We start from the raw sequence: 26,587 nt of genomic DNA, 5'->3' as shown, positions 1-26,587 counted from the left end.
TCGCCCCATGCCCCGCCCCTTCACCCTGTTCACCGGCCAGTGGGCCGACCTCCCGCTGGAGGAGGTCTGCAAGCACGCCCGGGACTTCGGCTACGACGGTCTCGAACTCGCCTGCTGGGGAGACCACTTCGAAGTCGACAAGGCACTCTCCGACCCCGGCTACCTGGACAGCAGGCACCAACTGCTCGACAGGTACGGGCTGAAGTGCTTCGCCATCTCCAACCACCTGGTCGGCCAGGCCGTCTGCGACAGCCCGATCGACGAACGCCACCAGGGCATCCTGCCCGCCCGCATCTGGGGCGACGGAGAGGCCGAAGGCGTACGGCAGCGTGCGGCGGCCGAGATCGCGGACACCGCCCGTGCCGCCGCCGCCTTCGGCGTCGACACGGTCATCGGGTTCACCGGCTCCTCGATCTGGCACCTGGTCGCCATGTTCCCGCCGGTCCCGCCGCACATGATCGAGCGGGGCTACGAGGACTTCGCCGAGCGCTGGAACCCGGTCCTGGACGTCTTCGACGCGGAGGGGGTGCGCTTCGCCCACGAGGTGCACCCGAGCGAGATCGCGTACGACTACTGGACCACCAAACGCGCGCTGGAAGCGGTCGACCACCGGCCCGCGTTCGGGCTGAACTTCGACCCGAGCCACTTCGTCTGGCAGGACCTCGACCCGGTGGGCTTCCTCTACGACTTCCGGGACCGGATCTACCACGTGGACTGCAAGGAGGCCCGCAAGCGCCTCGACGGCCGCAACGGCCGCCTCGGCTCGCACCTGCCGTGGGGCGACCCCCGGCGCGGCTGGGACTTCGTCTCCGCCGGCCACGGTGACGTGCCCTGGGAGGACGTGTTCCGGATGCTGCGGTCCATCGGCTACGAGGGCCCCATCTCGGTGGAGTGGGAGGACGCGGGCATGGACCGGCTGACCGGTGCTCCGGAAGCGCTTGCCAGCCTCAAGAGGTTCGACTTCGACCCGCCGTCGGCCTCGTTCGACGCGGCCTTCGGCGGCGGCGAGTAGGAGCTGCGGCAGAGCGGTCCCGGGTGCTCCCTGAAGTGCCCGGGGCTGCCTCGCGCTGCCCGGAATCTCCTTTGTCCTGGCGGAAGCAGAAGTTCGATTCAACCCTTGCACAAGGGCTTTCCGTCACGGACGAACAGGTCTACCGTCCACCACGTGTACACGACATGACTCGCGTCACCGGGGTCACTCGCATCACTGGGGTCACTCCCATTCCCGGTGACACACGCGCGGCAGTCCCCGCGCGGCACGGCACGGCTACACCCGCCCGTACAACCGGCACTCTCCGGAGGACCTCAGTGCACCGAACCAGAAAGCGGCTCCTGGCCCGGACCCGCGTCCGCAAATCGCTCGCGCTGTTCACCGGCGGCCTCCTCGCCGCCGCGACCCTGACCCTCGGCTCCGCCCCCGGCGCCACCGCCCACCCCGGTCACCCGGGCCACGAGGAGCCCGTGGCGGAGGACTTCCAGCAGGTCACCCTCGCCAAGGGCGCGGAGGAGACCGGCGAGCCCATGTCGCTCGCCGTCCTCCCCGACCGCAGCGTGCTGCACACCTCGCGCGGCGGCGAGCTGCGGATCACCGACAGCGCCGGCAACACCAAGGTCTCCGGCACCCTCCCCGTGTACACGCACGACGAGGAGGGCCTCCAAGGCGTCGGCGTCGACCCGGACTTCGCGGAGAACCGGGCCATCTACCTGTTCTACGCACCCCCGTTGGACACCCCGGCAGGCGATGCCCCCGAGACCGGGACGGCGGCCGACTTCGCGAAGTTCGACGGCGTCAACCGGCTCTCCCGCTTCGTGCTCAACGAGGACGGCACGCTCGACACCGCCAGTGAGAAGAAGGTCCTGGACGTCCCCACCTCGCGCGGCATCTGCTGCCACGTCGGCGGTGACATCGACTTCGACAAGGACGGCAACCTCTACCTCTCCACCGGCGACGACACCAACCCCTTCGCCTCCGACGGCTACACGCCGATCGACGAACGCGCCGACCGCAACCCGGCGTTCGACGCCCAGCGGACCTCCGGCAACACCAACGACCTCCGCGGCAAGATCCTGCGCATCAAGGTCGCCGAGGACGGCTCGTACACCGTCCCCGAGGGCAACCTCTTCGAGCCCGGGACGGACAGGACGCGCCCCGAGATCTACGCGATGGGCTTCCGCAACCCGTTCCGCTTCTCCGTCGACCAGGCCACCGGCATCGTGTACGTCGGTGACTACGGCCCCGACGCCGGTGCGGCCGACCCGAAGCGCGGGCCGTCCGGCAAGGTGGAGTTCGCGCGGGTGACGAAGGCCGGCAACTTCGGCTGGCCGTACTGCGTCGGCGAGAACGAGCCGTACATCGACTACGACTTCGCCACCAAGACCTCCGGTGCCGCCTTCGACTGCGCGAACCTGAAGAACGAGTCGCCGCACAACACCGGCCTCGTCGACCTGCCGCCGGCCGAGGCCGCCTGGATCCCGTACGACGGCGGCTCGCTGCCCGAGTTCGGCACCGGCTCCGAGTCCCCGATGGGCGGACCGGTCTACCGCTACGACGCGGACCTCGACTCCCCGGTCAAGTTCCCCGAGGCGTACGACGGCGACTTCTTCGCCGGTGAGTTCGGCCGCCGCTGGATCAAGCGCATCGAGCAGGACGCGGACGGCGCCGTCCAGTCCATCAACGACGTGCCGTGGTCCGGTACGCAGATCATGGACATGGCCTTCGGCCCGGACGGGGCCCTGTACGTCCTGGACTACGGCCTCGCCTGGTTCGGCGGCGACGAGAACTCCGCGCTCTACCGCATCGAGAACGCCACCGGAGGCCGCTCACCCATCGCGGAGGCCTCGGCGGACAAGACCTCCGGCACCGCACCGCTGAAGGTGAAGTTCTCCTCGGCCGGTACGTCGGACGGCGACGACGACCCGCTCACGTACGCCTGGGACTTCGGTGACGGCGGCACCTCCAAGGCCGCGAACCCGACGTACACGTACAAGAAGAACGGTACGTACGTCGCGACGCTCACCGCCGAGGACCCCACCGGCCGCACCGGCTCCGCCAGCGTCCACATCACCGTCGGCAACACCGCCCCGACCGTGGAGCTGCTGCTCCCCGAGGACGGGCAGCTCTTCGAGTTCGGTGACTCCGTGCCGTTCAAGGTGAACGTCAGCGACCCGGAGGACGGCACCATCGACTGCACCAAGGTCGAGGTCAAGTTCACCCTCGGCCACGACAGTCACGGCCACGACATCACCACCGAGCACGGCTGCGAAGGCACCATCAAGACCGCCATGGAAGGCGGCCACGACCCCAACGCCAATATCTACGGCGGCATTTCAGCCTCCTACACCGACAACGGCGGTGGCGGCCAGGCCAAGCTGACCGGCAAGGACACCTCGCGTCTCCAGCCCAAGCACCGCCAGGCCGAGCACTTCGACGACTCCTCCGGCGTCACCACGCCGAGCAAGTCGAGCGCGCACGGCGGAAAGACCGTCGGGGACATCCACAACGACGACTGGATCTCCTTCAAGACCTACGTCCTCGGTGGCACCACCAAGCTCACCGCCCGTATCTCGTCGGCCGGTTCGGGCGGCTTCCTGGAGGTGCGCACCGGATCGCCCACCGGCAAGCTCCTCGGCTCGGGCCCGGTCCCGGTGACCGGGAGCTGGGACACCTTCCAGGACATCGACATCCCGCTGCGCGGAGCACCGAAGAAGCAGACCGAACTCTTCCTCGTCTTCAAGGGCGGTGACGGCGCGCTCTACGACGTCGACGACTTCGAACTGTCGAACAGCCCGGTCGACAGGACCGCCAAGCGCGTCCTGGTCTTCTCCAAGACCGCCGGCTTCCGCCACGACTCCATCCCGGCCGGCATCGCCGCACTGAAGGAGATCGGCAAGGACACCAACATCACGGTCGACTCCACCGAGTCCGCCGCCCAGTTCACCACCAGCAACCTCGCCCGCTACGACGCCGTCGCCTTCCTCTCCACCACCGGTGACGTCCTCAACACCGACCAGCAGAAGGCGTTCGAGAACTACGTGGCCACCGGCGGCGGTTACGTCGGCATCCACGCGGCCGCCGACACCGAGTACGACTGGGAGTTCTATGGCGGCCTCGTCGGCGCCTACTTCGACTCGCACCCGCAGATCCAGCCCGCCACCGTCCGCGTCGAGGACCACGACCATCCGGCCACCGCGCACCTGGACGAGGAGTGGGAGCGCACCGACGAGTGGTACAACTACCGCACCAACCCCCGTGACAAGGCGAAGGTGTTGGCCACCTTGGACGAGACCACCTACACCGGTGGAAACATGAAGGGCGACCACCCGATCTCCTGGTGCCAGACCTACCAGGGCGGCCGCTCCTTCTACACCGGCCTCGGCCACACCAAGGAGTCCTACGCCGAGAGCGCCTTCCGCCAGCACCTGTCGGGCGGCCTGCGTTACGCCACCGGCCAGGTCAAGGCCGACTGCAAGCCGAACAAGGACTACCGGCCGATCTTCAACGGCAAGACGCTGGAAGGCTGGAAGCAGGCGGGTCCGGGGAAGTTCTCCGTCAGTGACGGCGCCCTGCACTCCGAGGGCGGCATGGGCCTGCTCACCTACCAGGCCAAGGAGCTGAAGGCGTACTCGCTCAAGCTCGACTGGAAGATGGCCGGCGACGACAACTCCGGTGTCTTCGTGGGCTTCCCGGAGTCCGACGACCCCTGGTCGGCGGTCAACAATGGCTACGAGATCCAGATCGACGCCACCGATGCCGCCGACCGCACCACCGGTGCCGTCTACGGATTCAAGTCGGCGAACATCAAGGCCCGTGACCGCGTCCTGCGGCCGCCGGGCCAGTGGAACAGCTACGAGATCAGGGTCCAGGGCGAACGTCTGCAGCTCTTCCTCAACGGAGCGAAGATCAACGACTTCACCAACACCGACCCGGCCCGCAGCCTGAAGGACGGCTACATCGGCCTCCAGAACCATGGAGCCGGCGACCAGGTGTCCTTCCGCAACATCCAGCTGAAGGAGCTGCCCTCGACGTAGGGCGGCCACCTCTGCCGACGACGGGCGGGGGAGGCACCGACCCCTTCCCCGCCCGCCGTCCTCCACCTCTTCATCCCCCAGGGAGGCAGCCCGTGACCGCACATGCCGATCGTGAAGGCCGTGACGAGCGTCCACGCCGTACCGCCGACAGCCCCGGCCGCCGTACCGGCGTCTGGTTCATCGGAGCACGCGGCTCCGTCGCCACCACCGCGACCGCGGGATGCGCGGCGATAGCGGCGGGCCTCCACCCGCCCACCGGCATGGTCACCGAGACGCCTCCCTTCGCCGACAGCGGCCTGCCGCCCCTGACCTCGCTGGTCTTCGGCGGCCACGACACCCTGGACTGCCCGCTCGCCAAACGCGCCGAGGCGCTCGCCGAGGGCGGCGTGCTGCCGTACCGCCTCCCCACCGCCGTCCGCGCCGAACTCGACGCGGCCGACGCCGAGATACGCCCCGGCGGACCGCTCCGCGGCGACACCCGCACCGACCAGGAACTCATCGCCGCGTTCGCCGCCGACCTCACCGACTTCGCCCACCGCCACGACCTGGCCCGCACGGTCGTCATCAACGTCTCCTCCACCGAACCGGCCCCCGGCCCCGACGACCCCCGGCTCCCCGCCAGCTCCCTCTACGCGGCCGCCGCCCTCCGGGCCGGCTGCTCCTACGCCAACTTCACCCCCTCCACTGGGCTGCGGGCCCCCGCGCTCGCCGAAGCCGTCGCCGACTGCGGACTTCCCCACGCCGGACGCGACGGCAAGACCGGCCAGACGCTGCTCCGCTCCGTGCTCGCCCCGATGTTCCTCCAGCGCGCCCTGCCCGTACGGGCCTGGTCCGGGTCGAACCTGCTGGGCGGCGGGGACGGGGCGGCGCTGGCCGACCCGGCGGCGGCCGCCGCCAAGAACGCGGGCAAGGAACGTGTCCTGGCCGACACGTTCGGCACCGCTCCCGAGGGCGAGGTCCACATCGACGACGTGCCCGCGATGGGGGACTGGAAGACGGCCTGGGACCACATCGCCTTCGACGGCTTCCTCGGCTCCCGGATGGTCCTCCAGACCATCTGGCAGGGCTGCGACTCGGCCCTGGCCGCCCCGCTCGTCCTGGACCTGGCCCGGCTGCTGGCCCGCTCGCACGAGGTGGGGCTCAGCGGCCCCCGGCCGGAGCTGGGCTTCTACTTCAAGGACCCGGACGGCGGCACGTCGGCCGCGCTCGCCGAGCAGTACGCCTCGCTGCTGGCCTTCGCCGAGCGGCTGCGGGGCCAGGCGTGAGGTGGCGGCTGCGGGCTCTGCCGCTGCTCGGGGCGGGCTTGCGCGTGCCCTCGGGGGCCCGGGGCCACGCCGGGGGCCACGCCCTCCAAGACGGCCTGTCCGGTACGGGTGGGACTGCGCCCGCACCGGACAGGCACCGCCCGTCCCCCGGTCGCGGGAGAGGGGACACGGTGCGGGCCTGGACCGAGCTGTTCCGGGTCTCCGCGCTGTTCTCCGTGCCGGGTGACGCACTGGCCGGGGCCGCGGCGGTGGGCCGCAGTCCCGGCCGGGGCACCGCACTGGCGATCGGCGCCTCCCTCTGCCTGTACGAGGCCGGGATGGCGCTCAACGACTGGGCGGACCGCGAGGAGGACGCGGTGGACCGCCCGCACCGGCCGATCCCGTCGGGCCGCATCAGCCCCCCGGCCGCCCTGGGCGCGGCCGGGGTCCTGACGGCGGCGGGCCTGGCCCTCGCGGCGCGGGCCGGCCGCCCGGCCCTGGCGGTCGCCACGGGTCTGGCCGCCACGGTCTGGGCCTACGACCTCCACCTCAAACACACGAAGGCGGGACCGGCGGCGATGGCCGCGGCGCGCTCCCTGGACCTGCTGCTGGGGGCGACGGCCACGGCCACGGCGTCGGTGTCGGCGTCGGCGTCGGTGTCGGTGTCGGGGGCGGGGGAGAGGCCGGCCATGGCGCATGCCGGGAGGGGACCGGGGCCCGGACCGCGCACCGCGCGTCCGGTGCGCGGCGGGGCCGTACCGCTGACCGCCGCCCCGGACAACGTTGCCGCCCAGCCCCACCCGGCGCTGGGCTCCCTGGCCGCCGCGCTCCCCGCAGCCCTGGTGCTCGGGGCGCACACCTACGGCGTCACCGCCGTGTCCCGCCACGAGGCACAGGGCGGGTCCACCGCCGTCCCGCTCGCGGTCCTTGCCACGACGGCCACGCTGGGCGCGCTCGTGCTCGCGGCCCACCGGGGGCGGCGACCGGGAGAGCCGGCCACGCCTGGGTTCGGCGGCAGCGGCCTCGGCACGACCGGCCCGGGGGAGTACCGAGAGGGCCACCAGCACTTCACCGGCCCCGCCCCGGACCGGCCCACCACCCCCGCCCTCACCCCCCTCCTGCTCACCGCCTTCGCCGGCGCCTACCTCCGTACCGCCGGGCCACCCCTCCTGCACGCCGCCCTCAACCCGTCGCCGCCCCTGACCCAGCGGGCGGTGGGCGGCGGGATCCGGGCCATGATCCCGCTCCAGGCGGCGCTCGCCACCCGCGCCGGGGCACCTGGCTCCGGTCTCGTGGTCATGGCGCTCGTCCCCCTTGCCCGCTCCCTCGCCCGGAAGGTGAGCCCCACATGACCCTCCACCTCGGCTACGGCACCAACGGGCTCACCGACCTCCGCCTCGACGACGCCCTCGGGCTCCTCGCCGACCTCGGCTACGAGGGCGTCGGCCTGACGCTCGACCACATGCACCTGGACCCCCTGGCCCCGGACCTCGCCGAACGCACCCGCGAGGTCGCCCACCGGCTCACCTCCCTCGGGCTCCGGGTCACCGTGGAGACCGGCGCCCGCTATGTCCTGGACCCGCGCCGCAAGCACGGCCCCTCCCTCCTCGACCCGGACCCCGACGCCCGGGCCGCGCGCACCGCACTGCTCGTCCGTGCCGTGGACGTGGCCGCCGACCTCGGCGCGCACGCCGTCCACTGCTTCAGCGGCATCACCCCGCCGGACACCTCCACGGACACCGCCTGGAAGCGCCTGACCGAAGCGATCACCCCCGTACTCGACGCCGCCCACCGGTCGGGCATCCCCCTCGCCATCGAGCCCGAACCCGGTCACCTCCTCGCCACCCTCGCCGACTTCCACCACCTGCGCGCCCTCCTCGGCGACCCCGGCCCCCTCGGCCTCACGCTCGACATCGGCCACTGCCAGTGCCTGGAGGAGGCCTCGCCCGTGCAGTGCGTCATCGACTCCGCGCCCTGGCTCCGGCACGTCCAGATCGAGGACATGCGGCGCGGGGTCCACGAGCACCTCCCGTTCGGGGACGGTGAGATCGACTTCCCGCCCGTGCTCGCCGCGCTCGCCGCCGCCGACTACCAGGGCCTCACCGTCGTCGAACTGCCCCGCCACTCCCACGCGGGCCCCGAACTCGCCCGCACCTCCATCGCCTTCCTGCGCGATGCGATGGCCAAGGGTGCGATCAACAAGAAGGGCGGCGCACCGTGCTGAGGTCCCGCAAGGAACTCGACGCCGAACTCGACGCCACCCCCCGCGCCTGGCTCGACGCGGCCCTGACCGAAGCCGCGCACGCGGCAACAGAGGACGTCGCGGCCGAGGCCTCCCCGTACGCCTCCCCTCCCTGGGAACTCCGCTACGCCACCGCCGGCCGCCACTGCGGACCGGCCCACGCCGACTCCGTACGCTCCCTCCTGCTCATCGAGGCCCGCGCCCCGCTCTCCTCCGTCACCCGGCTCTACGACCAGGGCACCGCCGCCGAACGCCGCGCCGTCCTCCTCACCCTGCACCGCCTGGACCTCGGCTCCACCGCCCTCCCGCTCGTCGAGGACGCCCTGCGCACCAACGACACCCGGCTGGTGGCCGCCGCCGTCGGCCCGTACGCCGCGACGCACCTCGATCCGCACGCCTGGCGCCACGCCGTACTGAAGTGCCTCTTCACGGGCGTGCCGCTGACCGCCGTCGCCCGGCTCGACGAGCGGGCCCGAGGTGACGCCGAACTCGCCCGCATGCTCAGCGACTTCGCCGCCGAGCGGACCGCCGCCGGCCGTGACGTCCCGCCCGACCTGCGCACCGCACTCGCCCTCACCGAGCTCGCCCCCGCCGCCCCCACGGAGGAGTCCTGATGCGCATCTTCGACCCCCACATCCACATGACGTCCCGGACCACGGACGACTATCAGGCGATGTACGACGCGGGCGTCCGCGCCCTCGTCGAACCCTCCTTCTGGCTCGGCCAGCCCCGCACCTCGCCCGCCAGCTTCTTCGACTACTTCGACGCCCTCCTCGGCTGGGAGCCCTTCCGCGCCTCTCAGTACGGCATCGCGCACCACTGCACGCTCGCCCTCAACCCCAAGGAGGCGAACGACCCCCGCTGCACCCCCGTCCTGGACGCGCTGCCCCGCTACTTGGTCAAGGACTCCGTCGTCGCCGTCGGCGAGATCGGCTACGACTCCATGACCCCGGCCGAGGACCACGCCCTCGCCGCCCAGCTCCAGCTCGCCGCCGACCACGGCCTCCCGGCTCTCGTCCACACCCCGCACCGCGACAAGCTCGCCGGTCTGCACCGCACCATCGACGTCATCCGCGAATCGAACCTCCCCCCGGAGCTCGTCCTGCTCGACCACCTCAACGAGACCACCGTAAAGGCCGCCACTGACAGCGGCTGCTGGGCCGGGTTCTCCATCTACCCGGACACCAAGATGGACGAGGACCGCATGGTCACGATCCTCCGGAACCACGGCACCGAGAAGGTCCTCGTCAACTCCGCCGCCGACTGGGGGAAGAGCGACCCGCTCAAGACCCGCAAGGTCGCCGACGCGATGCTGAAGGCCGGATTCACCGAGGACGACGTCGACCAGGTCCTGTGGCGCAACCCCGTCGACTTCTACGGACAGAGCGGCCGCCTCGACCTCGACGTTCCCGCCCCCGACACGCTCCACGAGGGGAACTCCATCCTGCGCGGCGGGGAGTGAGGCGGCCATGCGCTTCCGCCACCCGGACGGCTCGGTCGTCCACCTCTCCTACTGCACCAACGTCCACCCCGCCGAAACCCTGGACGGCGTCCGCGCCCAGCTCCGCGACCACTGCGAACCCGTACGCCGCCGCCTCGGCCGGGACCGGCTCGGCATCGGCCTCTGGCTCGCCCGGGACGCCGCCCGGGCCCTGATCAACGACCCCGCCGAACTCCGCGCGCTCCGCGCCGAGCTCGACGGCCGGGGCCTCGAAGTGGCCACCCTCAACGGCTTCCCGTACGAGGGGTTCGGCGCCGACGAGGTCAAGTACCGGGTCTACCGCCCGGACTGGACCGAGCCCGACCGCCTCGCCCACACCACCGACCTGGCCCGCCTCCTGGCCGCCCTGCTCCCCGAGGACGTCACCGAAGGCACCATCTCCACCCTCCCGCTGGCCTGGCGCACCCCGTACGACACCGACCCCGCCGCCGCCCGCACCGCACGCGCCGCCCTCACCACGCTCGCCCAGCGCCTGGACGCCCTCGCCGAGCTGACCGGGAAGTCGATCCGCATCGGCCTCGAACCCGAGCCGGGCTGCACGGTGGAGACCACCGCCGACGCCATCGCCCCGCTCACCGACATCGGCCACGAGCGCATCGGCATCTGCGTCGACACCTGCCACCTGGCCACCTCCTTCGAGGACCCGGACACCGCGCTCGACGCTTTGGCGGCGGCCGGCATCCCGGTGGTCAAGTCCCAGCTCTCCGCCGCCCTGCACGCCGAACACCCCCACCTCCCCGAGGTCCGCACCGCGCTGGCCGCCTTCGCCGAGCCGCGCTTCCTGCACCAGACCCGTACGAGCACGGCCGCCGGGCTGCGTGGCACCGACGACCTGGACGAGGCCGTCGTCGGCGGCGCACTCCCGGACTCCACCCCCTGGCGGGCCCACTTCCACGTACCGCTGCACGCGCCGCCCGCGCTCCCGCTCACCTCCACGCTCCCCGTGCTCCGCGCCACGCTCGCCCGGCTCGTCGGGGGACCGGTGCCGCTGGCCCGGCACCTGGAGGTGGAGACGTACACCTGGCAGGCGCTGCCCGCCGAGCTACGTCCCCGCACCCGTACGCAACTCGCCGACGGCATCGCCGCCGAACTCACCCTCGCCCGCGACCTCCTGGTCGACCTCGGCCTCAAGGAGCTGCCATGAGCAACGACGCCCCTGGAACGACCACGGGCACGGCCGACCGCGGGGGCCCCACCCCCCTCCTCGTCCTCGACGTCGTCGGCCTCACCCCGCAGCTCCTCGCCCACATGCCGAACCTCACGGCGCTCGGCAAACAGGGCGCGCGGGCCCCCCTCTCCACCGTCCTGCCCGCCGTCACCTGCGCCGCCCAGTCCACCTTCCTCACCGGCGCCATGCCCGCCGAACACGGCATCGTCGCCAACGGCTGGTACTTCCGCGAGCTCGGCGACGTCCTGCTCTGGCGCCAGCACAACGGGCTCGTCGACGGCGACAAGCTCTGGGACGCGGCCCGCCGCGCGCACCCCGGCTACACCGTCGCCAACATCTGCTGGTGGTACGCCATGGGCGCCGACACCGACTGGACCGTCACCCCGCGCCCCGTCTACTACGCCGACGGCCGCAAGGAACCCGACTGCTACACCCGGCCCCCCGCCCTGCACGACGAGCTGACCGACAAACTCGGCACGTTCCCGCTCTTCCACTTCTGGGGGCCGGGCGCCGACCTGGTCTCCTCCCAGTGGATCATCGACGCCACCCGCCACATCATCGCCACCCGCACCCCCGACCTCGCCCTCTGCTACCTGCCCCACCTCGACTACGACCTCCAGCGCTACGGCCCCGACGACCCCCGCTCCCACCAGGCCGCCGCCGACCTGGACCGGGCCATCGCCCCGCTGCTGGCAGACGCCCGCGCCGAAGGCCGTACGGTCGTCGCGCTCTCCGAATACGGCATCACCCGCGTCAGCCGCCCCGTCGACATCAACCGGGCGCTGCGCCGGGCCGGCCTGCTGGAGGTGCACACGCAGGACGGCATGGAGTACCTGGACACGATGGCCTCGCGCGCCTTCGCCGTCGCGGACCACCAGCTCGCCCACATCTACGTACGCCGCCCCGAGGACCTGGAGGCGGTCCGGGCAGCCCTGGCCGACCTGCCCGGCATCGACCAGCTCCTGGACGACGAGGGCAAGAAGGCGCACCACCTGGACCACCCCCGCTCGGGCGAGCTGGTCGCCGTGGCGGAGAAGGACGCCTGGTTCACGTACTACTACTGGCTCGACGACGCCCGCGCCCCCGACTTCGCCCAGCTCGTCGAGATCCACCGCAAGCCCGGCTACGACCCCGTCGAGCTCTTCATGGATCCCCAGGACCCCTACGTACGGCTCAAGGCCGTCTCGGCGGTCGCCCGCAAGAAGCTCGGGATGCGCTACCGCATGGCGGTCGTCCCCCTGGACCCCTCACCTATTCGCGGCAGCCACGGCCGCCTCCCCGAGAGCGACGACGAAGGTCCGCTCATCCTCTGCTCCACCCCCCACGCGTTCACCGACCGGGTCAGGGCCACCGAGGTGAAGTCCCTGCTCCTCCAGCTTGCCGGACTGCACTGACAATCCCCGTCACGCACCCGGCACCGCACCACTCACCCCATGTCCCGTCACGTCATCCAAGGGAGCCACGCGAACATGAGCCGCACCTCCAAGGACACCGAACTCGCCCGCAGACTGAGCCGCCGCAACATCCTCGGTGTCGCCGCCGGAGCCACCGCCGCCACCATCATCGGCACGGCGAGCGCCCAGGCCGCCGGCCGGGACCACGCCCAGGGACCCGGCAAGGGTCACGGCCACGGACATGACCACGGCCACGGACATGACCACGGCCACGGCAAGGGCAAGCCCGTCCTGCCCCCCGGCCGCCTCGGCATCCAGCTCTACAGCCTCCGCGACAAGATCTCCACGCTCGGCTTCGCCCCCGTCTTCGCCGAGCTGGAGAAGTACGGCTACGACGAGATCGAGCTCGCGGGCTACACCCAGGGCTCCGCAGGCCCCATCTCCCTGGCCCAGCTCAAGCGGCTGGCCAAGGACCACGGCCTCAACCCGATCGGCAGCCACGTCGGCTACTACGACGACAACAACCCCGGCGCCTACACCTTCGCCCAGAACCTGGAGAAGGTCCTCGACGACGCCCAGGCCCTCGGCCTCAAGCACATCGGCACGGCGTCGGGCCCCTTCCGCTACGGCTCCACGGTCGACGGCTGGAAGCGGGCGGCCGACGACTTCAACACGTACGGGGCGGCCGCCCGTAAGCGCGGCATGAAGTTCTACCAGCACAACCACGCCGAGGAGTTCTCCTTCGCCACCGACAAGCCGAAGGTGCGCCTCTACGACGTCCTGCTCGCCGAGACCGATCCCGACCTGGTCTACCTGGAGATGGACATCTACTGGGCGTACTGCGCCCAGTTCCGCTTCAGCAAGCGCGTGGACGGCACCAGGGCCCCGCTCGACCCGCTGAAGTACGTCCTCAAGCACCCGAACCGCTACCCCCTCTTCCACGTCAAGGACGGTGTCCGCGACGACACGACGCGCGACGGCTACCGCATGTCGGACGTCGGTGACGGGGACATCGACTACAAGACGTTCCTGTCCAAGGTGACCGACCGGACCCACCACGGCCGGAGCTACCACCACTGGCAGGCCGAGCACGACAACCCGGTCGAGTCGCTCGCCTTCGCCCGGAAGTCGAGCGAGCACCTGCACTCCCTGCGCGAGGGCCGCTGCGGCGACTGACACTCCCCGCGCATGCCGGACCGGCCGGGGCTACCCGATGCCCTGCCGGTCCGGCAGCAGGGCGAACTCCCGGTCGGCCGCCACCGGAACGGCCCGCTCCACAGCCTGGACGAGCAGGGCCCGGTGCCGTACCAGCGGCGGCCTCCGCTCCTCCGGCGCCAGCAGCAACAGATCGTCCAACCCCGCCAGCAGCCGGCGCGACACCTGAGGGCTGCCGGCCACACACCACCGGATCTCCTCGAAGCCGAGGTCCACCAGGTCCTCCCACGCCGGCCCCTCCTGCACCAGCCGCACCTTCCCCGACCGGTCCCGGTGGTGGACGGTCCCGAGCGGCAGGCGCACCACGGCCGCGAGGAACTGCACGATCCGGTCCAGGCACTGGACGGCGGTGGTCGGATCGTTCACGGACGTCGACAGGGCCCGCAGCGCGATGTCGGCAAGTTGCCGCAACCCGAAGGCCAGATCCTGGTGCAGGGTGCGCTCCACGCCGACGGAGACCGTGTACCGCAGCAGACGACGCGGCGGTACGGCGGCGCCGCCGTGGACGGCGAGCAGGGGAGTCCCCGGCACCACGAAGTCCCCGATCCGGGGGATCAGCCGCAGCACCACGTCCTGCCGCCGCGCGGCCCGGACGAGCCGCGCCGTATTCACGTCCCGCAACACCCCGGCCCGCCCTTCGTGCACCGCCCGCCCGGTCTCCTGCCCCAGCCCCTCGGGCCCGCCCGGCCCCCTGGGCATCCGGCCGAGCACCCGGAACGAGTCGCGCGCGATCTTGTCCACGACCGGTCCGACCTGCATGAGCCGCAGCGTGGCGCTGACGTAGACGACGAACAGCAGCAGACTCAGGCCGACGAGCACCAGCGTGAGCATGCTCTGGAGCAACGGGACCGAGACCACCAGACGCGGGTCCGCCTCGCTCTCGTACGAGGTCAGGACCAGCAGTGAGAACAGGAACGTCGCGAGGAACACCGTCAGCGTGACCTTGCTGATCCGGCTCCGGACGAAGATCCGCACCACCCGTGGCGTGAGCTGCCCGCTGGCCATCTGCACCGCGACCAGGGAGATGCTGAACACGACACCGATGAAGGTCATCATCGCCGAGCTGATCGTGGTGACGATCGTCTTCGCGTCCTGGACGAAGGACATCAGGCTGCCCAGCTCGTCGTAGGCCTCCTCCCGCTGGAGAACCGCGACGATCTCCTCGTCCACGGCGGACGCGGCCAGCCACAGCACGAACACACAGACGAACCCCATGGTCGGGGCGGACCAGAAGGTGTCGCGCAGATGCTCGCGCAGGGGAGACAGCGCACGGGGCCGGCGGTAGCCGCGATCACTCATGGACGCGAAGGTAGCCCCGTGGCCTCCACGGACCGTGGATGCCGAGGCCGACCGGCCCGCCGCACCGCACTGACCACCGGATATGCGGGTGAAGGGCGCGTCGAACCCCTGGTATTGTTTTCCATGTCGCCGCGGGGAACACACCGCGAACGACAGACACCTTGTCCGGGTGGCGGAATGGCAGACGCGCTAGCTTGAGGTGCTAGTGCCCTTTATCGGGCGTGGGGGTTCAAGTCCCCCCTCGGACACCATGGTCAACTGACCTGAAGGAGCCGGTCGGAGCGAGCACTTTGTCGCTCCGACCGGCTTCGTCGTTTTCGGTCGACTCTGGCGTTTCGTGCACTGCGTTGTTTCGTACACTGCGAGTGTGCGGGACCTTACGGCGACCAGGATCGACGCACGTCCGGCGCCCGCCTTGCGGCGGTACGTCCGCTCGTACGTCGGGTTCGACCTGCGCGGCTTCCCGGCGGGGGTGCACTGCGGGCCGCCGGGCCGGGTGCTCACCGCGGTGATCAGCCTGTCCGACCCCCTGGGAATCGGGGCGGGCGTCGACGACGGGTCACCGGTCACCCGGTTCGGCAGTGTGGCCGGCGGTCTGATGAGCCGGTCCGTCGCGATCCACCACGACGGACGCCAGCACGGCGTGCAGGTGTCGCTGACACCTCTCGGTGCCCGCGCCGTCTACGGGATGCCCGCCGCCGCGCTCGCGCACCGGCTGGTCCCGCTCGACGAGCTTCTCGGAGTGCTCGGCGTCGAGCTGGTCGACCGGCTCAGGGTGGCCCCGACATGGGCCGCGCGATTCGCCGTGCTGGACGAGCTGCTCCTGCGAGCCGTCGGCCGTGCCGATGGAGCCCCCCTGTCCCGGGTGCGTCCCGAGGTGGCCGAGGCATGGCGCCGCCTCGTCGCGGCGCAGGGCCGCGTCCAGGTCGGGGCGGTCGCCACGGAACTGGGCTGGAGCCGCCGGTACCTCACCGAGCGGTTCCGCGATGAGGTGGGCCTGACACCGAAGACCTTCGCCCGCGTTCTGCGCTTCGAGCACGCGCACGGGCTGGCGACGGCGCACGATGCGCCCCCGTGGGCCGATGTGGCGACCGTCTCCGGCTACGCCGACCAGGCCCATCTCGTAAGGGACTGGCGCGAGTTCACGGGTCGGTCGCCGACGGCCTGGCGGCGCGGCGAAGTCCTCCTCGGGACCGGGTAGTCGTTTCGGCCGGCTCGACCGGCCACCCGTCGAGCCGCTTCCCGTTCCCTTTCCTTCAAGACCGCCCGGACGCCGTCCTGTGACGATCGTCGGCATGAGACTCATCAACGACGAACGCAACGCCATCGACCTGCGGACCACCCCCGTGCACCTCGGGCTGGGATCACGGGCGAAACCCGTCGAGGGCTTCGCCTGGGACCCGGAGGTGCTCCAGGCCTACAGCGCCGCCGTCGCGGCGGACGGCGCCGAGGGCCGGATGGTGGCCATCTTCGACGGCGACGGCCCCGGCGACCACTGGGAGCGCCACCCGGCCGGTGACGAACTGGTCGTCTGCCTCACCGGGTCCGTGACCGTCACCCGCGACGTGGACGGAGTTGCCGAGCGCGTCGTCCTCGGGCCGGGCGAGGCCACCGTCAACCCGGCCGGGGCATGGCACGTGGTCGACATGGCGGGACCGGCGTCCATCTTGACCGTCACCGCCGGCCTCGGCACCGACCACCGTCCCCGCAGCGACAACCGTCCCCGGAGCGACAACCGCCGCCGGACCGACGCCCGCCCCACCGACCACGTCGGCACGCCCGGCCCGCAAGCGCTGTGACGACACGTGTCGCGTGCCTCGGCGACAGCCTCACCCGCGCGCAGCTCAGCGTCGACTACCTGGACCTTCTCGAACGGCGCCGCCCTCCGGGCGACGTGCGGCTCACCCGCTTCGGCACCAACGGAGACTTCGCCTACAACCTCCTGCGGCGCCTCGATCCCGTCGCCGCGGACCCGCCCGACGTGATCACCGTGCTGATCGGGACCAACGACGCCCGCGCGAGCCTCCCCGGCCACCCCGTCGAGCGGACCATGAAGCGCAAGCACCTCCCCGAGCGTCCGTCGGCCGGCTGGTTCCAGCAGTGTCTGGGAGCCGTTGTCGAACGGCTGCGGACGGAGACCGACGCGACGATCGGTCTGCTGTCGCTCCCGGTTCTCGGCCAAGAACTCGACGGAGCGCCGGCGCGGGCATCGCAGGCGTACAGCCGGATGATCGCCGAGGTCGCCACCGCCCACGACGCGAGCTACCTCCCGCTCCACGAACGCCAGGTCAAGGCGCTACGGCAAGCTGACCCGCCGCCCATCCCGTACCGGGAACCGACGCCGGCGGCCGGCCTCGGCGTCCTCCTCCGGACCGCCGTGCCGGGCCACAGCCTCGACACGGTCTCGCGGCGCCGAGGTCTCGTGCTCACGACCGACCACATCCACCAGAACAGCCGCGGCGCCGCCCTGGTCGCCGAGGTCATCAACACCTGGCTGCCGACCCGGAGCCCGTAAGCGGGTCCGGCGGCCTGCGCACCCTCCTCCGTGTCACGATCCGGTCTCGGACACGGAGGAGGGTCTTGTTTTCAGTCATGTAATCGATTCCAATCGTCCTTGTAATCGATTCCACGGCGTCGTGCGAGCGGTCCGCCCCTGGTTTCGAGGTGTACGGAAACCACAAGGAGGTGGTCCGGACATGGCGAGCATCAAAGATGTCGCGGCCCAGGCGGGGGTCTCCGTCGCCACGGTCTCGCGGGTGCTGAACAGCCATCCGTCCGTCAGCGAAGAGGCGCGCACCCGCGTCCTCGCCGCCGTCGACGCCCTCGGCTACCGGCCCAATGCCGTGGCCCGCTCGCTGCGCACCGCGCAGACCCGCACCCTCGGCCTGGTCATCAGCGACGTACTCAATCCGTACTTCACCGAGCTGGCCCGCTTCGTCGAGGAGGAGGCCCGCGCGCTCGGCTACAGCGTCATCATCGGCAACGCCGACGAGCGGCCCGAGCTCCAGGACCACCACATCCGCACGCTCATCGACCGCAGGATCGACGGGCTGCTCGTCTCGCCCGCCGACGGCGGTTCCCCGCTGATGCGGGAGGTCGCCCTGAGCGGTACGCCGATGGTCTTCGTGGACCGCTGGATCCCCGGCATCGACGTCCCCGTCGTCCGGGCCGACGGTACGGGGGCGGTCAAGGACCTGGTGGCCCACCTGCACGGACTCGGCCACCGCAGGCTCGCGATCATCGCCGGGCCCGCGGCGACCACCACCGGCAACGAGCGCGTCGAGGCGTTCCGGGAGGCGATGCGCGGGCTGGGGCTCGCGTTGCCCGACGCCTATATCGGGCAGGGCGACTTCCAGGCCGCCAGCGGGCGGCGGGCGACCGAGGGGTTCCTCGCGTTGGCCGAGCCGCCCGAGGTCGTCTTCGCCGCCGACAACCTGATGGCGCTCGGCGCGCTGGACGCGATCCGGGCCCGCGGACTGCGGGTCCCCGACGACATCGCGCTCGCCGCCTTCGACGACATCCCGTGGTTCGTCCACACGGACCCGCCGATCACCGCCATCGCCCAGCCGACCGCGGACCTGGCCCGCGCCGCCGTACGCGCGCTGGCCGACCTGATCGAGGGACGGACCCCGCAGTCCGTCACCCTGCCCGCCCGTCTCGTCGTACGCCGCTCATGCGGACAGGACGCGACCGACCAGAGGAGCGACCGGTGACCGCACCGGAGAAGCAACTGGTGCAATCCCCTGACGAGTTGCTGCGCATCGAGGGTCTGCGCAAGACCTTCCCCGGCGTCGTCGCTCTCGACAACGTCGACTTCGACCTGCGCAGAGGCGAGGTCCACGTCCTGCTCGGCGAGAACGGGGCCGGAAAGAGCACCCTCATCAAGATGCTCTCCGGCGCCTACCGTCCCGACCGCGGCCGGATCCTCGCCGAGGGCCGCGAGGTGCGCATCACAGGCGCGCAGGACGCCGAGCGGCTCGGCATCGCCACCATCTACCAGGAATTCAACCTGGTACCCGATCTGACCGTGGCCGAGAACATCTTCCTCGGCCGCCAGCCGCGCCGCCTCGGTCTCATCGACCACCGGCGCATGCGGGCGGACGCGGAGAAGCTGCTGCGCCGCGTCGGCGTCGACGTGCGACCCGAAGCCAAGGTCCGCGAACTGGGCATCGCCCGGCTCCAGATGGTCGAGATCGCCAAGGCACTCAGCCTCGACGCACGCGTCCTGATCATGGACGAGCCGACCGCCGTGCTCACCTCCGGAGAGGTCGACAAACTCTTCGCGATCGTCCGGCAGTTGCGCACGGACGGCGTCGGGATCGTCTTCATCACCCACCACCTGGAGGAGATCGCCGCGCTCGGTGACCGCGTGACCGTTCTCCGCGACGGCCGCAGCGTCGACCAGGTGCCCGCCTCCACCCCCGAGGACGAGCTCGTCCAGCTCATGGTCGGCCGCAGCATCGAGCAGCAGTACCCGCGCGAACGCCCCGACACGGGCGAGGTGTTGCTGTCCGTCCAGGGGCTCACCCGGGACGGGGTCTTCCACGACATCAGCTTCGACGTGCACGCCGGTGAGGTCGTCGGCCTCGCCGGACTCGTCGGCGCCGGTCGTACGGAGGTGGCGCGCGCGGTCTTCGGCGCCGACCCGTACGACGCGGGCACCGTCGACGTACGCGGCGAACGCCTCACCCGGCACGACGTGCCCGCCGCGATGGGCGCCGGGATAGGCCTCGTACCGGAGGACCGCAAGGGCCAGGGCCTCGTCCTGGACGCCTCCGTGCAGGAGAACCTCGGCCTGGTCACCCTGCGTTCCGCGACCCGCTCCGGGCTTGTGGACCTGAAGGGGCAGCGTACGGCGGCCGCCCGCATCGCCCAGCAGCTCGGCGTCCGCATGTCCGGCCTCGGCCAGCACGTCCGCACGCTCTCCGGCGGCAACCAGCAGAAGGTCGTCATCGGCAAGTGGCTGCTGGCCGACACCCGGGTGCTCATCCTGGACGAGCCCACCCGGGGCATCGACGTCGGCGCCAAGGTCGAGATCTACCAGCTCATCAACGAGCTCACCGCATCCGGCCACGCCGTCCTGATGATCTCCAGCGACCTGCCCGAGGTCCTCGGCATGAGCGACCGGGTGCTGGTCATGGCCCAGGGTCGCATCGCCGGCGAACTCCCCGCCGCCGAGGCCACCCAGGACACCGTCATGGCCCTCGCGGTCGGCACGGCGGCGACGCACGACCACCCCGAACCGAAGAACCACCCCGCAGCGAAGACCGACCCCGCACCCAAGACCGACCCCGCACCCAAGACCGACCCCGCACCCAAGACCGAAAAGGAGGGCCCCCGTGGCCACTGAGACACTCAAGAGTGACACGGGCGCGGGTGGCACCTCCGTGATACGCCGCGTCCTGCTCGACAACGGCGCCCTCAGCGCCCTGGTCGTCCTGGTGGTGGCGATGTCGCTGCTCTCCGGCGACTTCCTGACCACCCAGAACCTGCTGAACGTCGGCGTCCAGGCGGCCGTCACCGCGATCCTCGCGTTCGGTGTCACCTTCGTCATCGTCTCGGCGGGCATCGACCTGTCCGTCGGTTCGGTGGCGGCCCTGTCCGCGACGGTCCTGGCCTGGTCGGCGACGTCCGCCAGCGTCCCGGTCGTCCTCGCGGTGGTCCTCGCGATCGCCACGGGCATCGCGTGCGGCTTCGTGAACGGCGCCCTCGTCTCGTACGGCAAACTCCCGCCGTTCATCGCGACGTTGGCCATGCTCTCGATCGCCCGAGGCCTCTCGCTCGTCATCTCGCAGGGCAGCCCGATCGCGTTCCCCGACTCCGTGTCCCGGCTCGGCGACACGCTCGGCGGCTGGCTCCCCGTACCGGTCCTCGTGATGATCGCGATGGGCCTGATCACCGCGCTCATCCTCGGCCGTACCTTCATCGGCCGCTCGATGTACGCGATCGGCGGCAACGAGGAGGCCGCTCGGCTCTCCGGTCTCCGCGTCAAGCGCCAGAAGATCGTCATCTACGCGCTGTCCGGCCTCTTCGCCGCCGTCGCGGGCATCGTCCTGGCCTCGCGCCTCGTCTCCGCGCAGCCGCAGGCCGCCCAGGGGTACGAACTCGACGCCATCGCGGCCGTCGTCATCGGCGGCGCCAGCCTGGCCGGCGGGGTCGGCAAGGCGTCCGGCACCCTGATCGGCGCGCTCATCCTCGCCGTCCTCCGTAACGGCCTCAACCTCCTCTCGGTCTCCGCGTTCTGGCAGCAGGTCGTCATCGGCGTCGTGATCGCGCTCGCCGTCCTGCTCGACACCCTGCGCCGCAAGGCCGGTTCGGGTGCGGCCTCCTCGGCCGGAACGGCGCCCGGCGCACCGGGTTCCGGGCGCAGGGGAGCGTTCAGGTTCGCCGGAGCGGCGCTCGCCGTGGCGATCGTCGTCGGCGGGGTATCCTACTTCAACTCCGGTTCGTCCGGGGGCACGACGAAGGTCGGCATGTCCCTCTCGACGCTGAACAACCCCTTCTTCGTGCAGATGAAGGACGGCGCCCAGGCCGAGGCCGAGAAGGCGGGCATCGACCTCACCGTCACCGACGCCCAGAACGACGCCTCCCAGCAGGCCAACCAGCTCCAGAACTTCACCAGTTCGGGCGTCTCGTCCATCATCGTCAACCCCGTGGACTCGGACGCCGTCGGCCCGGGTGTCCGCAGCGCCAACAAGGCCGACATCCCGGTGATCGCCGCCGACCGCGGCGTGAACAAGGCGGACGCCGCCACCCTCGTCGCCTCCGACAACGTGGCGGGCGGAAAGCTCGCCGCCGACGCGCTCGGCGACAAGCTCGGTGGCAAGGGCAGCATCGTCATCCTCCAGGGCACGGCGGGCACTTCGGCCAGCCGCGAGCGGGGAGCGGGCTTCGCCGAAGGGCTCAAGGCGTACCCGGACATCAAGGTGGTCGCCAAGCAGCCCGCGGACTTCGACCGCACCAAGGGCCTGGACGTCATGACCAACCTGGTCCAGTCCCACCCGGGCATCACCGGCGTCTTCGCGGAGAACGACGAGATGGCGCTCGGCGCGGTCAAGGCGCTCGGCAGCAAGGCCGGCAAGTCCGTTTCGGTCGTCGGCTTCGACGGCACTCCGGACGGCCTGAAGGCGGTCGAGGCCGGGACGCTGTACGCGTCGGTGGCCCAGCAGCCCAGCGAGCTGGGCAGGATCGCGGTCCAGAACGCCGTGAAGGCGGCGAAGGGCGAGCGGGTCGAGAAGACGGTGAAGGTGCCGGTCAAGGTGGTCACCCGCGAGAACGTCGCCGACTTCTCCTGACCCCGCCCCTTTCGCCCCGCCCGCCCGACCGTCGAAAGTCAGGAAGCAGAGAAATGCCCGACAACCCGCCCGACAACGCCCCCGAAAACGTCCCCGGCGACGCACCCAGCGACGACCGTTACGACCTCCTGGTCGTCGGCTCGGCCAACGCCGACCTGGTGATCGGCGTCGAACGCCGCCCCGCCCCCGGTGAGACGGTGCTCGGCTCCGACCTGGCCGTCCATCCGGGCGGCAAAGGTGCCAACCAGGCTGTCGCGGCAGCCCGGTTGGGATCCCGTACGGCGCTGCTCGCCCGGGTCGGCGACGACGACCACGGGCGGCTGTTGCTGGAGAGTCAGCGCACGGCGGGCGTGGACACCGACGGCGTCCTGGTCGGCGGCGCCCCGACCGGCGTCGCGCTGATCACCGTGGACCCCTCGGGCGACAACAGCATCGTGGTGTCCCCGGGCGCCAACGGCCGCCTGACCCCCGAAGACGTACGGGCGGCGGCCCCGCTGCTGGCGGCCGCCCGGGTGGTCTCCGTACAACTGGAGATCCCCCTGGACACGGTCGCGGAGACGGCGCACGGCCTGGCTCCCGGGTCCCGCCTCGTGCTCAACCCGTCCCCGCCCGCCCCGCTGCCCGACGAGGTGCTGGCCGCCTGCGACCCGCTGGTGGTCAACGAGCACGAGGCGCGCTACATCCTCGGCGAGGCCGCGGGCGAGGCCCCGCACGACTGGGCCCCGGCCCTGCTCGCGCTGGGCCCGCGCTCGGTCGTCATCACCCTGGGCGCCGCGGGCGCGCTGGTGGCCGACAGCCGTACGGACTCCCTGGACCACCTCGTCAGCCCGAAGGTCGAGGCCGTCGACACGACGGGGGCCGGGGACGCGTTCACCGCCGCCCTGGCCTGGCGCCTGGGCCGGGGCGACGACCTGCGGGAGGCGGCGGCGTTCGCGGTACGGGTGGGGGCGGCGGCCGTCACGTCGCGGGGTGCCCAGGCGTCCTTCCCGACGCTGGAGGAGGTCGACGCGCTGTGAAGAAGTCCGGCATCCTCAACCGCCACCTGGCCGGAGCCATCGCCGAACTGGGCCACGGCGACACCGTGTTGATCTGCGACGCGGGCATGCCGATCCCACCCGGCCCCCGCGTGGTCGACCTCGCCTTCCGCGCCGGCACCCCGTCGTTCGCGGAGGTGCTGGAGGGCCTGCTCGACGAGCTGGTGGTGGAGGGAGCGACAGCGGCCCTGGAGGTACGCGACGCCAACCCGGAGGCCACCCGCCTCCTGGACACCCGCTTCCCGCAACTGGAACTGATCCCGCACGACGACCTGAAGGCCCGCACGACGGCGGCCCGCCTGGTCGTACGGACGGGGGAGGCCCGGCCGTACGCGAACGCGCTGCTGCGGTGCGGGGTGTTCTTCTGACGGGCCGGCCTCGATCGCCAGGAGCGGCCCCAGCCGTTGGATGGCCCGGCGATGTCCGGAGATACTCAAGTCCACCGGGTGCCGGGGTCGGAAGAAGGCCGGCTGAGCGCCTCCACCAGCTCCGCCAGCGCCTCCGCCAGTGTGTCGAGTCCTGGTCCCGCAGGCCCGCCCGGCTCGGTCATGTACGTGTCGCGGCGGATCTCGATCATCAGGGCCGTGACCCGGCGGTCCGTGCCGTAGTGCTTCAGCGGGACGTACGTACCGGCGAACGGGCTGTCGACGCCCGTCCCGCCGAAACCGGCGAACGCCGTCTCCGCCAGGACTCGTAGCTCCGGTGGGGTGTGGAACGGGTCGGTGCCCAGGCAGACGGGCGGGCGCGGGCCCGTGCCGTGGAGTTCGTACGGGAGCGGCTCCGTCGGGTACGAGTGGACGTCGACGATCACCGCGCGGCCCGTGGCGGCGATCCGGGTGTCGACCGCCTCCGTCACCGCCCGGGCGTACGGGTGGAAGTAGCGCTCCAGCAGCGGGTGTTGGTCGAGGTCCGGGGCGCGCAGGCGTTCGCGATGGGTGGTGTGCGTGTAGACCGCGCCCATGCCCACGGCGCGCATCTCCTCGCGGTCGTCCGGGAAGCGTTCGGGGTCGACGACCAGGCGGGAGAGGGCGTTGACGTGGCACCAGGGCCGGACGGGCGAGAACTCGGCGGCCAGGCAGGCCAGTTCGGCTGTGTGGGCGTCGGTGATGTGGTCGAGTTCCCGCTCCAGAGCACCGTCGTCCAGCAGGATCCCGTCGCGTACCTCCTCGGGGATCGTCCGGGATCCGTGCGGTATGTGCAGCAGTACCGGCGATTCGGGGCTTCCGGGGAGGAGATGGAACGACGGCTGGGGGGCGGTGCTCATGGAGCGGGTCCTTCACGGCCGGGGCGGGGGCCCCGATCGTTTCATCCCCGGCGTCAGTTGGCGGAGCCGATCACCGGGTAGTGGTCGGAGAGGTTCGTGTACGTGTAGTTCTTGCCCCAGCTGGAGACCGTCCAGGGAGCGCTCTGCTCCTTGATCACATCGTTCTTCCAGCCCGACGGCTTCACATGACCGGCGCGGTGCAGGACGTGGTCCAGGTCCTCGCGGGGGTCGTTCGGGTAGCGCTCGGCGGCGATCGAGTTGTCGCGGGTGTCGAAGGAGTACGGGTGGCCCGTCTTGGTGTCGGCCGCTGTCAGGTCCGCGTCCTTGAGGAAGGAGGCGTACTCGGCGGAGTGCCCGTCCACGTTGAAGTCGCCCGCCACGATGACCTGTTCGGTGGCCGGGATCTTCTTGGCGTCCAGGAAGGCGTCCATCGCCTTGAACTGGAGACTGCGCATCCGGGCGGCCTCGCCCGCCGAACAGCCGGGGTCGGTCGACTGGGCGTGGGTGCCGACGACGTGGACGCGGGCGTCGTTGACGTTCAACACCGTATAGGCGAAGCCCTTGTTGGACCACCAGTCGCCGCCGCAGGCATCCTTGAAGACGTACTGCTCCTTGCGGATGATCGGCCACTTGCTCAGGATCGTGACGCCACCGTCCTCCGGGGTCGTCGCCGAGTACGAGCCGCTCGTGGCGTCCCAGCCACTCTTGCTCCGGCCGACCACCGGGGTCTGGTACGGGTACTGGGCGGCGGAGTTCCGCAGCAGGGCGTCGGAGGCGCCGTTGTCGAAGGCCTCCTGGATCACGACCACGTCGTTGCCCCGGAAGAACGAGGTCTTCGGGATCTCCGCCGCCCGGTGGTCCTGGCCCCAGTTGGGGTACAGGCTCTTGCTGAAGATGAACGCGTTGTACGAGAGCACCCGCAGCGACGGGGTGTCGGCGGTGGTCGCCGCCGCGGCCTGGGGCGTGTGCACGGCCAGCGGGACGGCGGCGAGCGCGGCGGAGAGGGCCACGCCGGAAAGGCGGCGGAACGTGGAGTGCGGCACGAGGTCTCCTGCTGAATGAGTGGGGGCGGACCGGGTGGCACCCATCAAAGCAGCGGGAGTTACCCACGGGTAGACATCGGATGCCGTGAGTCTGTCCGGGCGAATGCCATCAGGAATCGGCCGAAGGCCGGTGCGCCTCAGCTCGGCTCGGCGTAGACGATGAGGTTGTCGACCGGGTGGCCCTCCGCGTCGAACGCTCCGTCGCAGGTCACCAGCCGCAGCGTGCTGCCCTTGGTGGCGCCGTAGACCCGCTCGGTCGGGAACGCGTTCTTGCTGACCGTCTCCTTGCCCGTGACGGTGAAACTCAGCGGCCTCCCGTCACCGGCCCGGACGAGAACCTCGGCGCCCTCGCGGATGTCCCTGAGGTCGTGGAAGACCGCCCGGCCGAAGCGGGTGTCGTTGTGGCCGATCAGGACGGCCGGCCCCGGACGGCCGGGTACGGCTCCGCCCGTGTACCAGCCTGCCGTCATGCCCTTCTCCGCGGGCGGGACCTCGACCGTGCCGTCCGCGTTGAGTCCCAGGCGCATGAGCGAGCTGCTGATCTTGAGGGAGGGGATCGTGACCTGGGTGGGGGCGGCCGATTCCTCTGTGGAGGACGGCTGTCCGTGCTTGGGCGTGGGGGCCGGTGACGACGACGCCGGAGCGGACGCCGTCGTCTGCGGTGCGGCGGCCGACGGTGCCGGTCCCGCGCAGGCCGTCAGGGCCGCGCAGGTGACAAGTGCGGTCAGCAGGGCGGCCGTTCGGGGCCTGCGGGAGAGGCGGGGGGTGTGCATGGTGGCTCCAGGGGCGAGCACCGGGCGTGGGGGGGCGCCGGGGCGGGGGGGGGCCCGGCCCCCCCCCCGCGCCGGGGCGCGGGGGGC

Annotated in this window: 22 protein-coding genes and 1 tRNA gene; 19 read left to right on the top strand and 4 right to left on the bottom strand. The window is 71.5% G+C overall.

Going from position 1 to position 26,587, the window contains the following annotated elements; translation table 11 throughout:
- Positions 1 to 7: 7 nt before the first annotated feature.
- From ACFWRT_RS29180 to ACFWRT_RS29135, 10 genes are all read left to right on the top strand, one after another.
- A complete protein-coding gene (locus ACFWRT_RS29180) occupies positions 8 to 1,012 on the top strand; it encodes a sugar phosphate isomerase/epimerase family protein (RefSeq protein ID WP_380951924.1) in 1,005 nt (334 codons plus the stop codon).
- Positions 1,013 to 1,308: 296 nt separating this feature from the next.
- Positions 1,309 to 5,028: a ThuA domain-containing protein gene (locus tag ACFWRT_RS29175; RefSeq protein ID WP_380951923.1), complete on the top strand. Its 3,720-nt coding sequence runs from the start codon at positions 1,309 to 1,311 to the stop codon at positions 5,026 to 5,028.
- 92 nt (positions 5,029 to 5,120) lie between these two features.
- On the top strand, positions 5,121 to 6,293 hold the full coding sequence (locus ACFWRT_RS29170) for an inositol-3-phosphate synthase (protein WP_380951922.1): 1,173 nt from the start codon (positions 5,121 to 5,123) through the stop codon (positions 6,291 to 6,293).
- Complete coding sequence (locus tag ACFWRT_RS29165; protein ID WP_380951921.1) at positions 6,290 to 7,624, top strand: SCO3242 family prenyltransferase; 1,335 nt, start codon at positions 6,290 to 6,292, stop codon at positions 7,622 to 7,624. Before ACFWRT_RS29170 ends, ACFWRT_RS29165 begins: the two co-directional genes overlap by 4 nt.
- Complete coding sequence (locus tag ACFWRT_RS29160; RefSeq protein WP_380951920.1) at positions 7,621 to 8,496, top strand: sugar phosphate isomerase/epimerase family protein; 876 nt, start codon at positions 7,621 to 7,623, stop codon at positions 8,494 to 8,496. Before ACFWRT_RS29165 ends, ACFWRT_RS29160 begins: the two co-directional genes overlap by 4 nt.
- On the top strand, positions 8,490 to 9,128 hold the full coding sequence (locus ACFWRT_RS29155; protein ID WP_380951918.1) for an EboA domain-containing protein: 639 nt from the start codon (positions 8,490 to 8,492) through the stop codon (positions 9,126 to 9,128). The genes ACFWRT_RS29160 and ACFWRT_RS29155 overlap by 7 nt, the downstream gene beginning before the upstream one ends.
- Positions 9,128 to 9,976 carry a TatD family hydrolase gene (locus ACFWRT_RS29150; RefSeq protein WP_380951917.1) on the top strand — a complete coding sequence of 283 codons (849 nt, stop codon included), beginning with the start codon at positions 9,128 to 9,130 and terminating at the stop codon, positions 9,974 to 9,976. The genes ACFWRT_RS29155 and ACFWRT_RS29150 overlap by 1 nt, the downstream gene beginning before the upstream one ends.
- A gap of 7 nt (positions 9,977 to 9,983) precedes the next feature.
- On the top strand, positions 9,984 to 11,159 hold the full coding sequence (gene eboE / locus ACFWRT_RS29145) for a metabolite traffic protein EboE (protein ID WP_380951915.1): 1,176 nt from the start codon (positions 9,984 to 9,986) through the stop codon (positions 11,157 to 11,159).
- Positions 11,156 to 12,577, top strand: a complete 1,422-nt coding sequence (locus ACFWRT_RS29140; protein WP_380951913.1) for a nucleotide pyrophosphatase/phosphodiesterase family protein — start codon at positions 11,156 to 11,158, stop codon at positions 12,575 to 12,577. The genes eboE and ACFWRT_RS29140 overlap by 4 nt, the downstream gene beginning before the upstream one ends.
- 75 nt (positions 12,578 to 12,652) lie before the next feature.
- A complete protein-coding gene (locus tag ACFWRT_RS29135; RefSeq protein WP_380951912.1) occupies positions 12,653 to 13,753 on the top strand; it encodes a sugar phosphate isomerase/epimerase family protein in 1,101 nt (366 codons plus the stop codon).
- Between the two features lie 30 nt (positions 13,754 to 13,783).
- Here the strand turns inward: ACFWRT_RS29135 and ACFWRT_RS29130 are convergent, their stop codons facing one another.
- Positions 13,784 to 15,091: a DUF2254 domain-containing protein gene (locus ACFWRT_RS29130; RefSeq protein ID WP_380951911.1), complete on the bottom strand. Its 1,308-nt coding sequence runs from the start codon at positions 15,089 to 15,091 to the stop codon at positions 13,784 to 13,786.
- Positions 15,092 to 15,254: 163 nt separating this feature from the next.
- Between ACFWRT_RS29130 and ACFWRT_RS29125 the strand changes: the two genes are divergently transcribed.
- The 9 genes from ACFWRT_RS29125 to rbsD all read left to right on the top strand — a co-directional run bounded on the left by ACFWRT_RS29125 (position 15,255) and on the right by rbsD (position 23,788).
- A tRNA-Leu gene (locus tag ACFWRT_RS29125) sits at positions 15,255 to 15,342 on the top strand.
- A gap of 116 nt (positions 15,343 to 15,458) precedes the next feature.
- Positions 15,459 to 16,292: an AraC family transcriptional regulator gene (locus tag ACFWRT_RS29120; protein ID WP_380951910.1), complete on the top strand. Its 834-nt coding sequence runs from the start codon at positions 15,459 to 15,461 to the stop codon at positions 16,290 to 16,292.
- Positions 16,293 to 16,386: 94 nt separating this feature from the next.
- Positions 16,387 to 16,890, top strand: a complete 504-nt coding sequence (locus tag ACFWRT_RS29115) for a cupin domain-containing protein (RefSeq protein WP_380951909.1) — start codon at positions 16,387 to 16,389, stop codon at positions 16,888 to 16,890.
- On the top strand, positions 16,887 to 17,606 hold the full coding sequence (locus ACFWRT_RS29110; protein ID WP_380951908.1) for an SGNH/GDSL hydrolase family protein: 720 nt from the start codon (positions 16,887 to 16,889) through the stop codon (positions 17,604 to 17,606). The genes ACFWRT_RS29115 and ACFWRT_RS29110 overlap by 4 nt, the downstream gene beginning before the upstream one ends.
- A gap of 181 nt (positions 17,607 to 17,787) precedes the next feature.
- Positions 17,788 to 18,804, top strand: coding sequence for a LacI family DNA-binding transcriptional regulator (locus ACFWRT_RS29105; RefSeq protein WP_380951907.1), 1,017 nt, complete (start codon positions 17,788 to 17,790; stop codon positions 18,802 to 18,804).
- On the top strand, positions 18,801 to 20,441 hold the full coding sequence (locus ACFWRT_RS29100; protein WP_380951906.1) for a sugar ABC transporter ATP-binding protein: 1,641 nt from the start codon (positions 18,801 to 18,803) through the stop codon (positions 20,439 to 20,441). The genes ACFWRT_RS29105 and ACFWRT_RS29100 overlap by 4 nt, the downstream gene beginning before the upstream one ends.
- Positions 20,431 to 22,386, top strand: coding sequence for an ABC transporter permease/substrate-binding protein (locus ACFWRT_RS29095; RefSeq protein WP_380951905.1), 1,956 nt, complete (start codon positions 20,431 to 20,433; stop codon positions 22,384 to 22,386). The genes ACFWRT_RS29100 and ACFWRT_RS29095 overlap by 11 nt, the downstream gene beginning before the upstream one ends.
- A gap of 53 nt (positions 22,387 to 22,439) precedes the next feature.
- Complete coding sequence (locus tag ACFWRT_RS29090) at positions 22,440 to 23,402, top strand: ribokinase (protein ID WP_380951904.1); 963 nt, start codon at positions 22,440 to 22,442, stop codon at positions 23,400 to 23,402.
- The gene (rbsD, locus tag ACFWRT_RS29085; RefSeq protein WP_380951903.1) at positions 23,399 to 23,788 is read left to right on the top strand and encodes a D-ribose pyranase; all 390 of its coding nucleotides are present in this window, start codon (positions 23,399 to 23,401) and stop codon (positions 23,786 to 23,788) included. The genes ACFWRT_RS29090 and rbsD overlap by 4 nt, the downstream gene beginning before the upstream one ends.
- 65 nt (positions 23,789 to 23,853) lie before the next feature.
- On the opposite strand, the gene ACFWRT_RS29080 is transcribed toward rbsD, so the two are convergent.
- From ACFWRT_RS29080 to ACFWRT_RS29070, 3 genes are all read right to left on the bottom strand, one after another.
- Complete coding sequence (locus tag ACFWRT_RS29080; RefSeq protein ID WP_380951901.1) at positions 23,854 to 24,684, bottom strand: N-formylglutamate amidohydrolase; 831 nt, start codon at positions 24,682 to 24,684, stop codon at positions 23,854 to 23,856.
- A gap of 53 nt (positions 24,685 to 24,737) precedes the next feature.
- Positions 24,738 to 25,727 carry a sphingomyelin phosphodiesterase gene (sph, locus tag ACFWRT_RS29075; RefSeq protein WP_380951900.1) on the bottom strand — a complete coding sequence of 330 codons (990 nt, stop codon included), beginning with the start codon at positions 25,725 to 25,727 and terminating at the stop codon, positions 24,738 to 24,740.
- Between the two features lie 137 nt (positions 25,728 to 25,864).
- Complete coding sequence (locus ACFWRT_RS29070; protein WP_380952009.1) at positions 25,865 to 26,500, bottom strand: class F sortase; 636 nt, start codon at positions 26,498 to 26,500, stop codon at positions 25,865 to 25,867.
- Between the last annotated feature and the right edge of the window lie 87 nt (positions 26,501 to 26,587).

Source organism: Streptomyces cyaneofuscatus (assembly GCF_042718795.1).
Classification (GTDB): domain Bacteria; phylum Actinomycetota; class Actinomycetes; order Streptomycetales; family Streptomycetaceae; genus Streptomyces; species Streptomyces cyaneofuscatus_A.
Note: the sequence above shows the minus strand (reverse complement) of the source record. Positions and strands in the feature narration are given on the sequence as shown.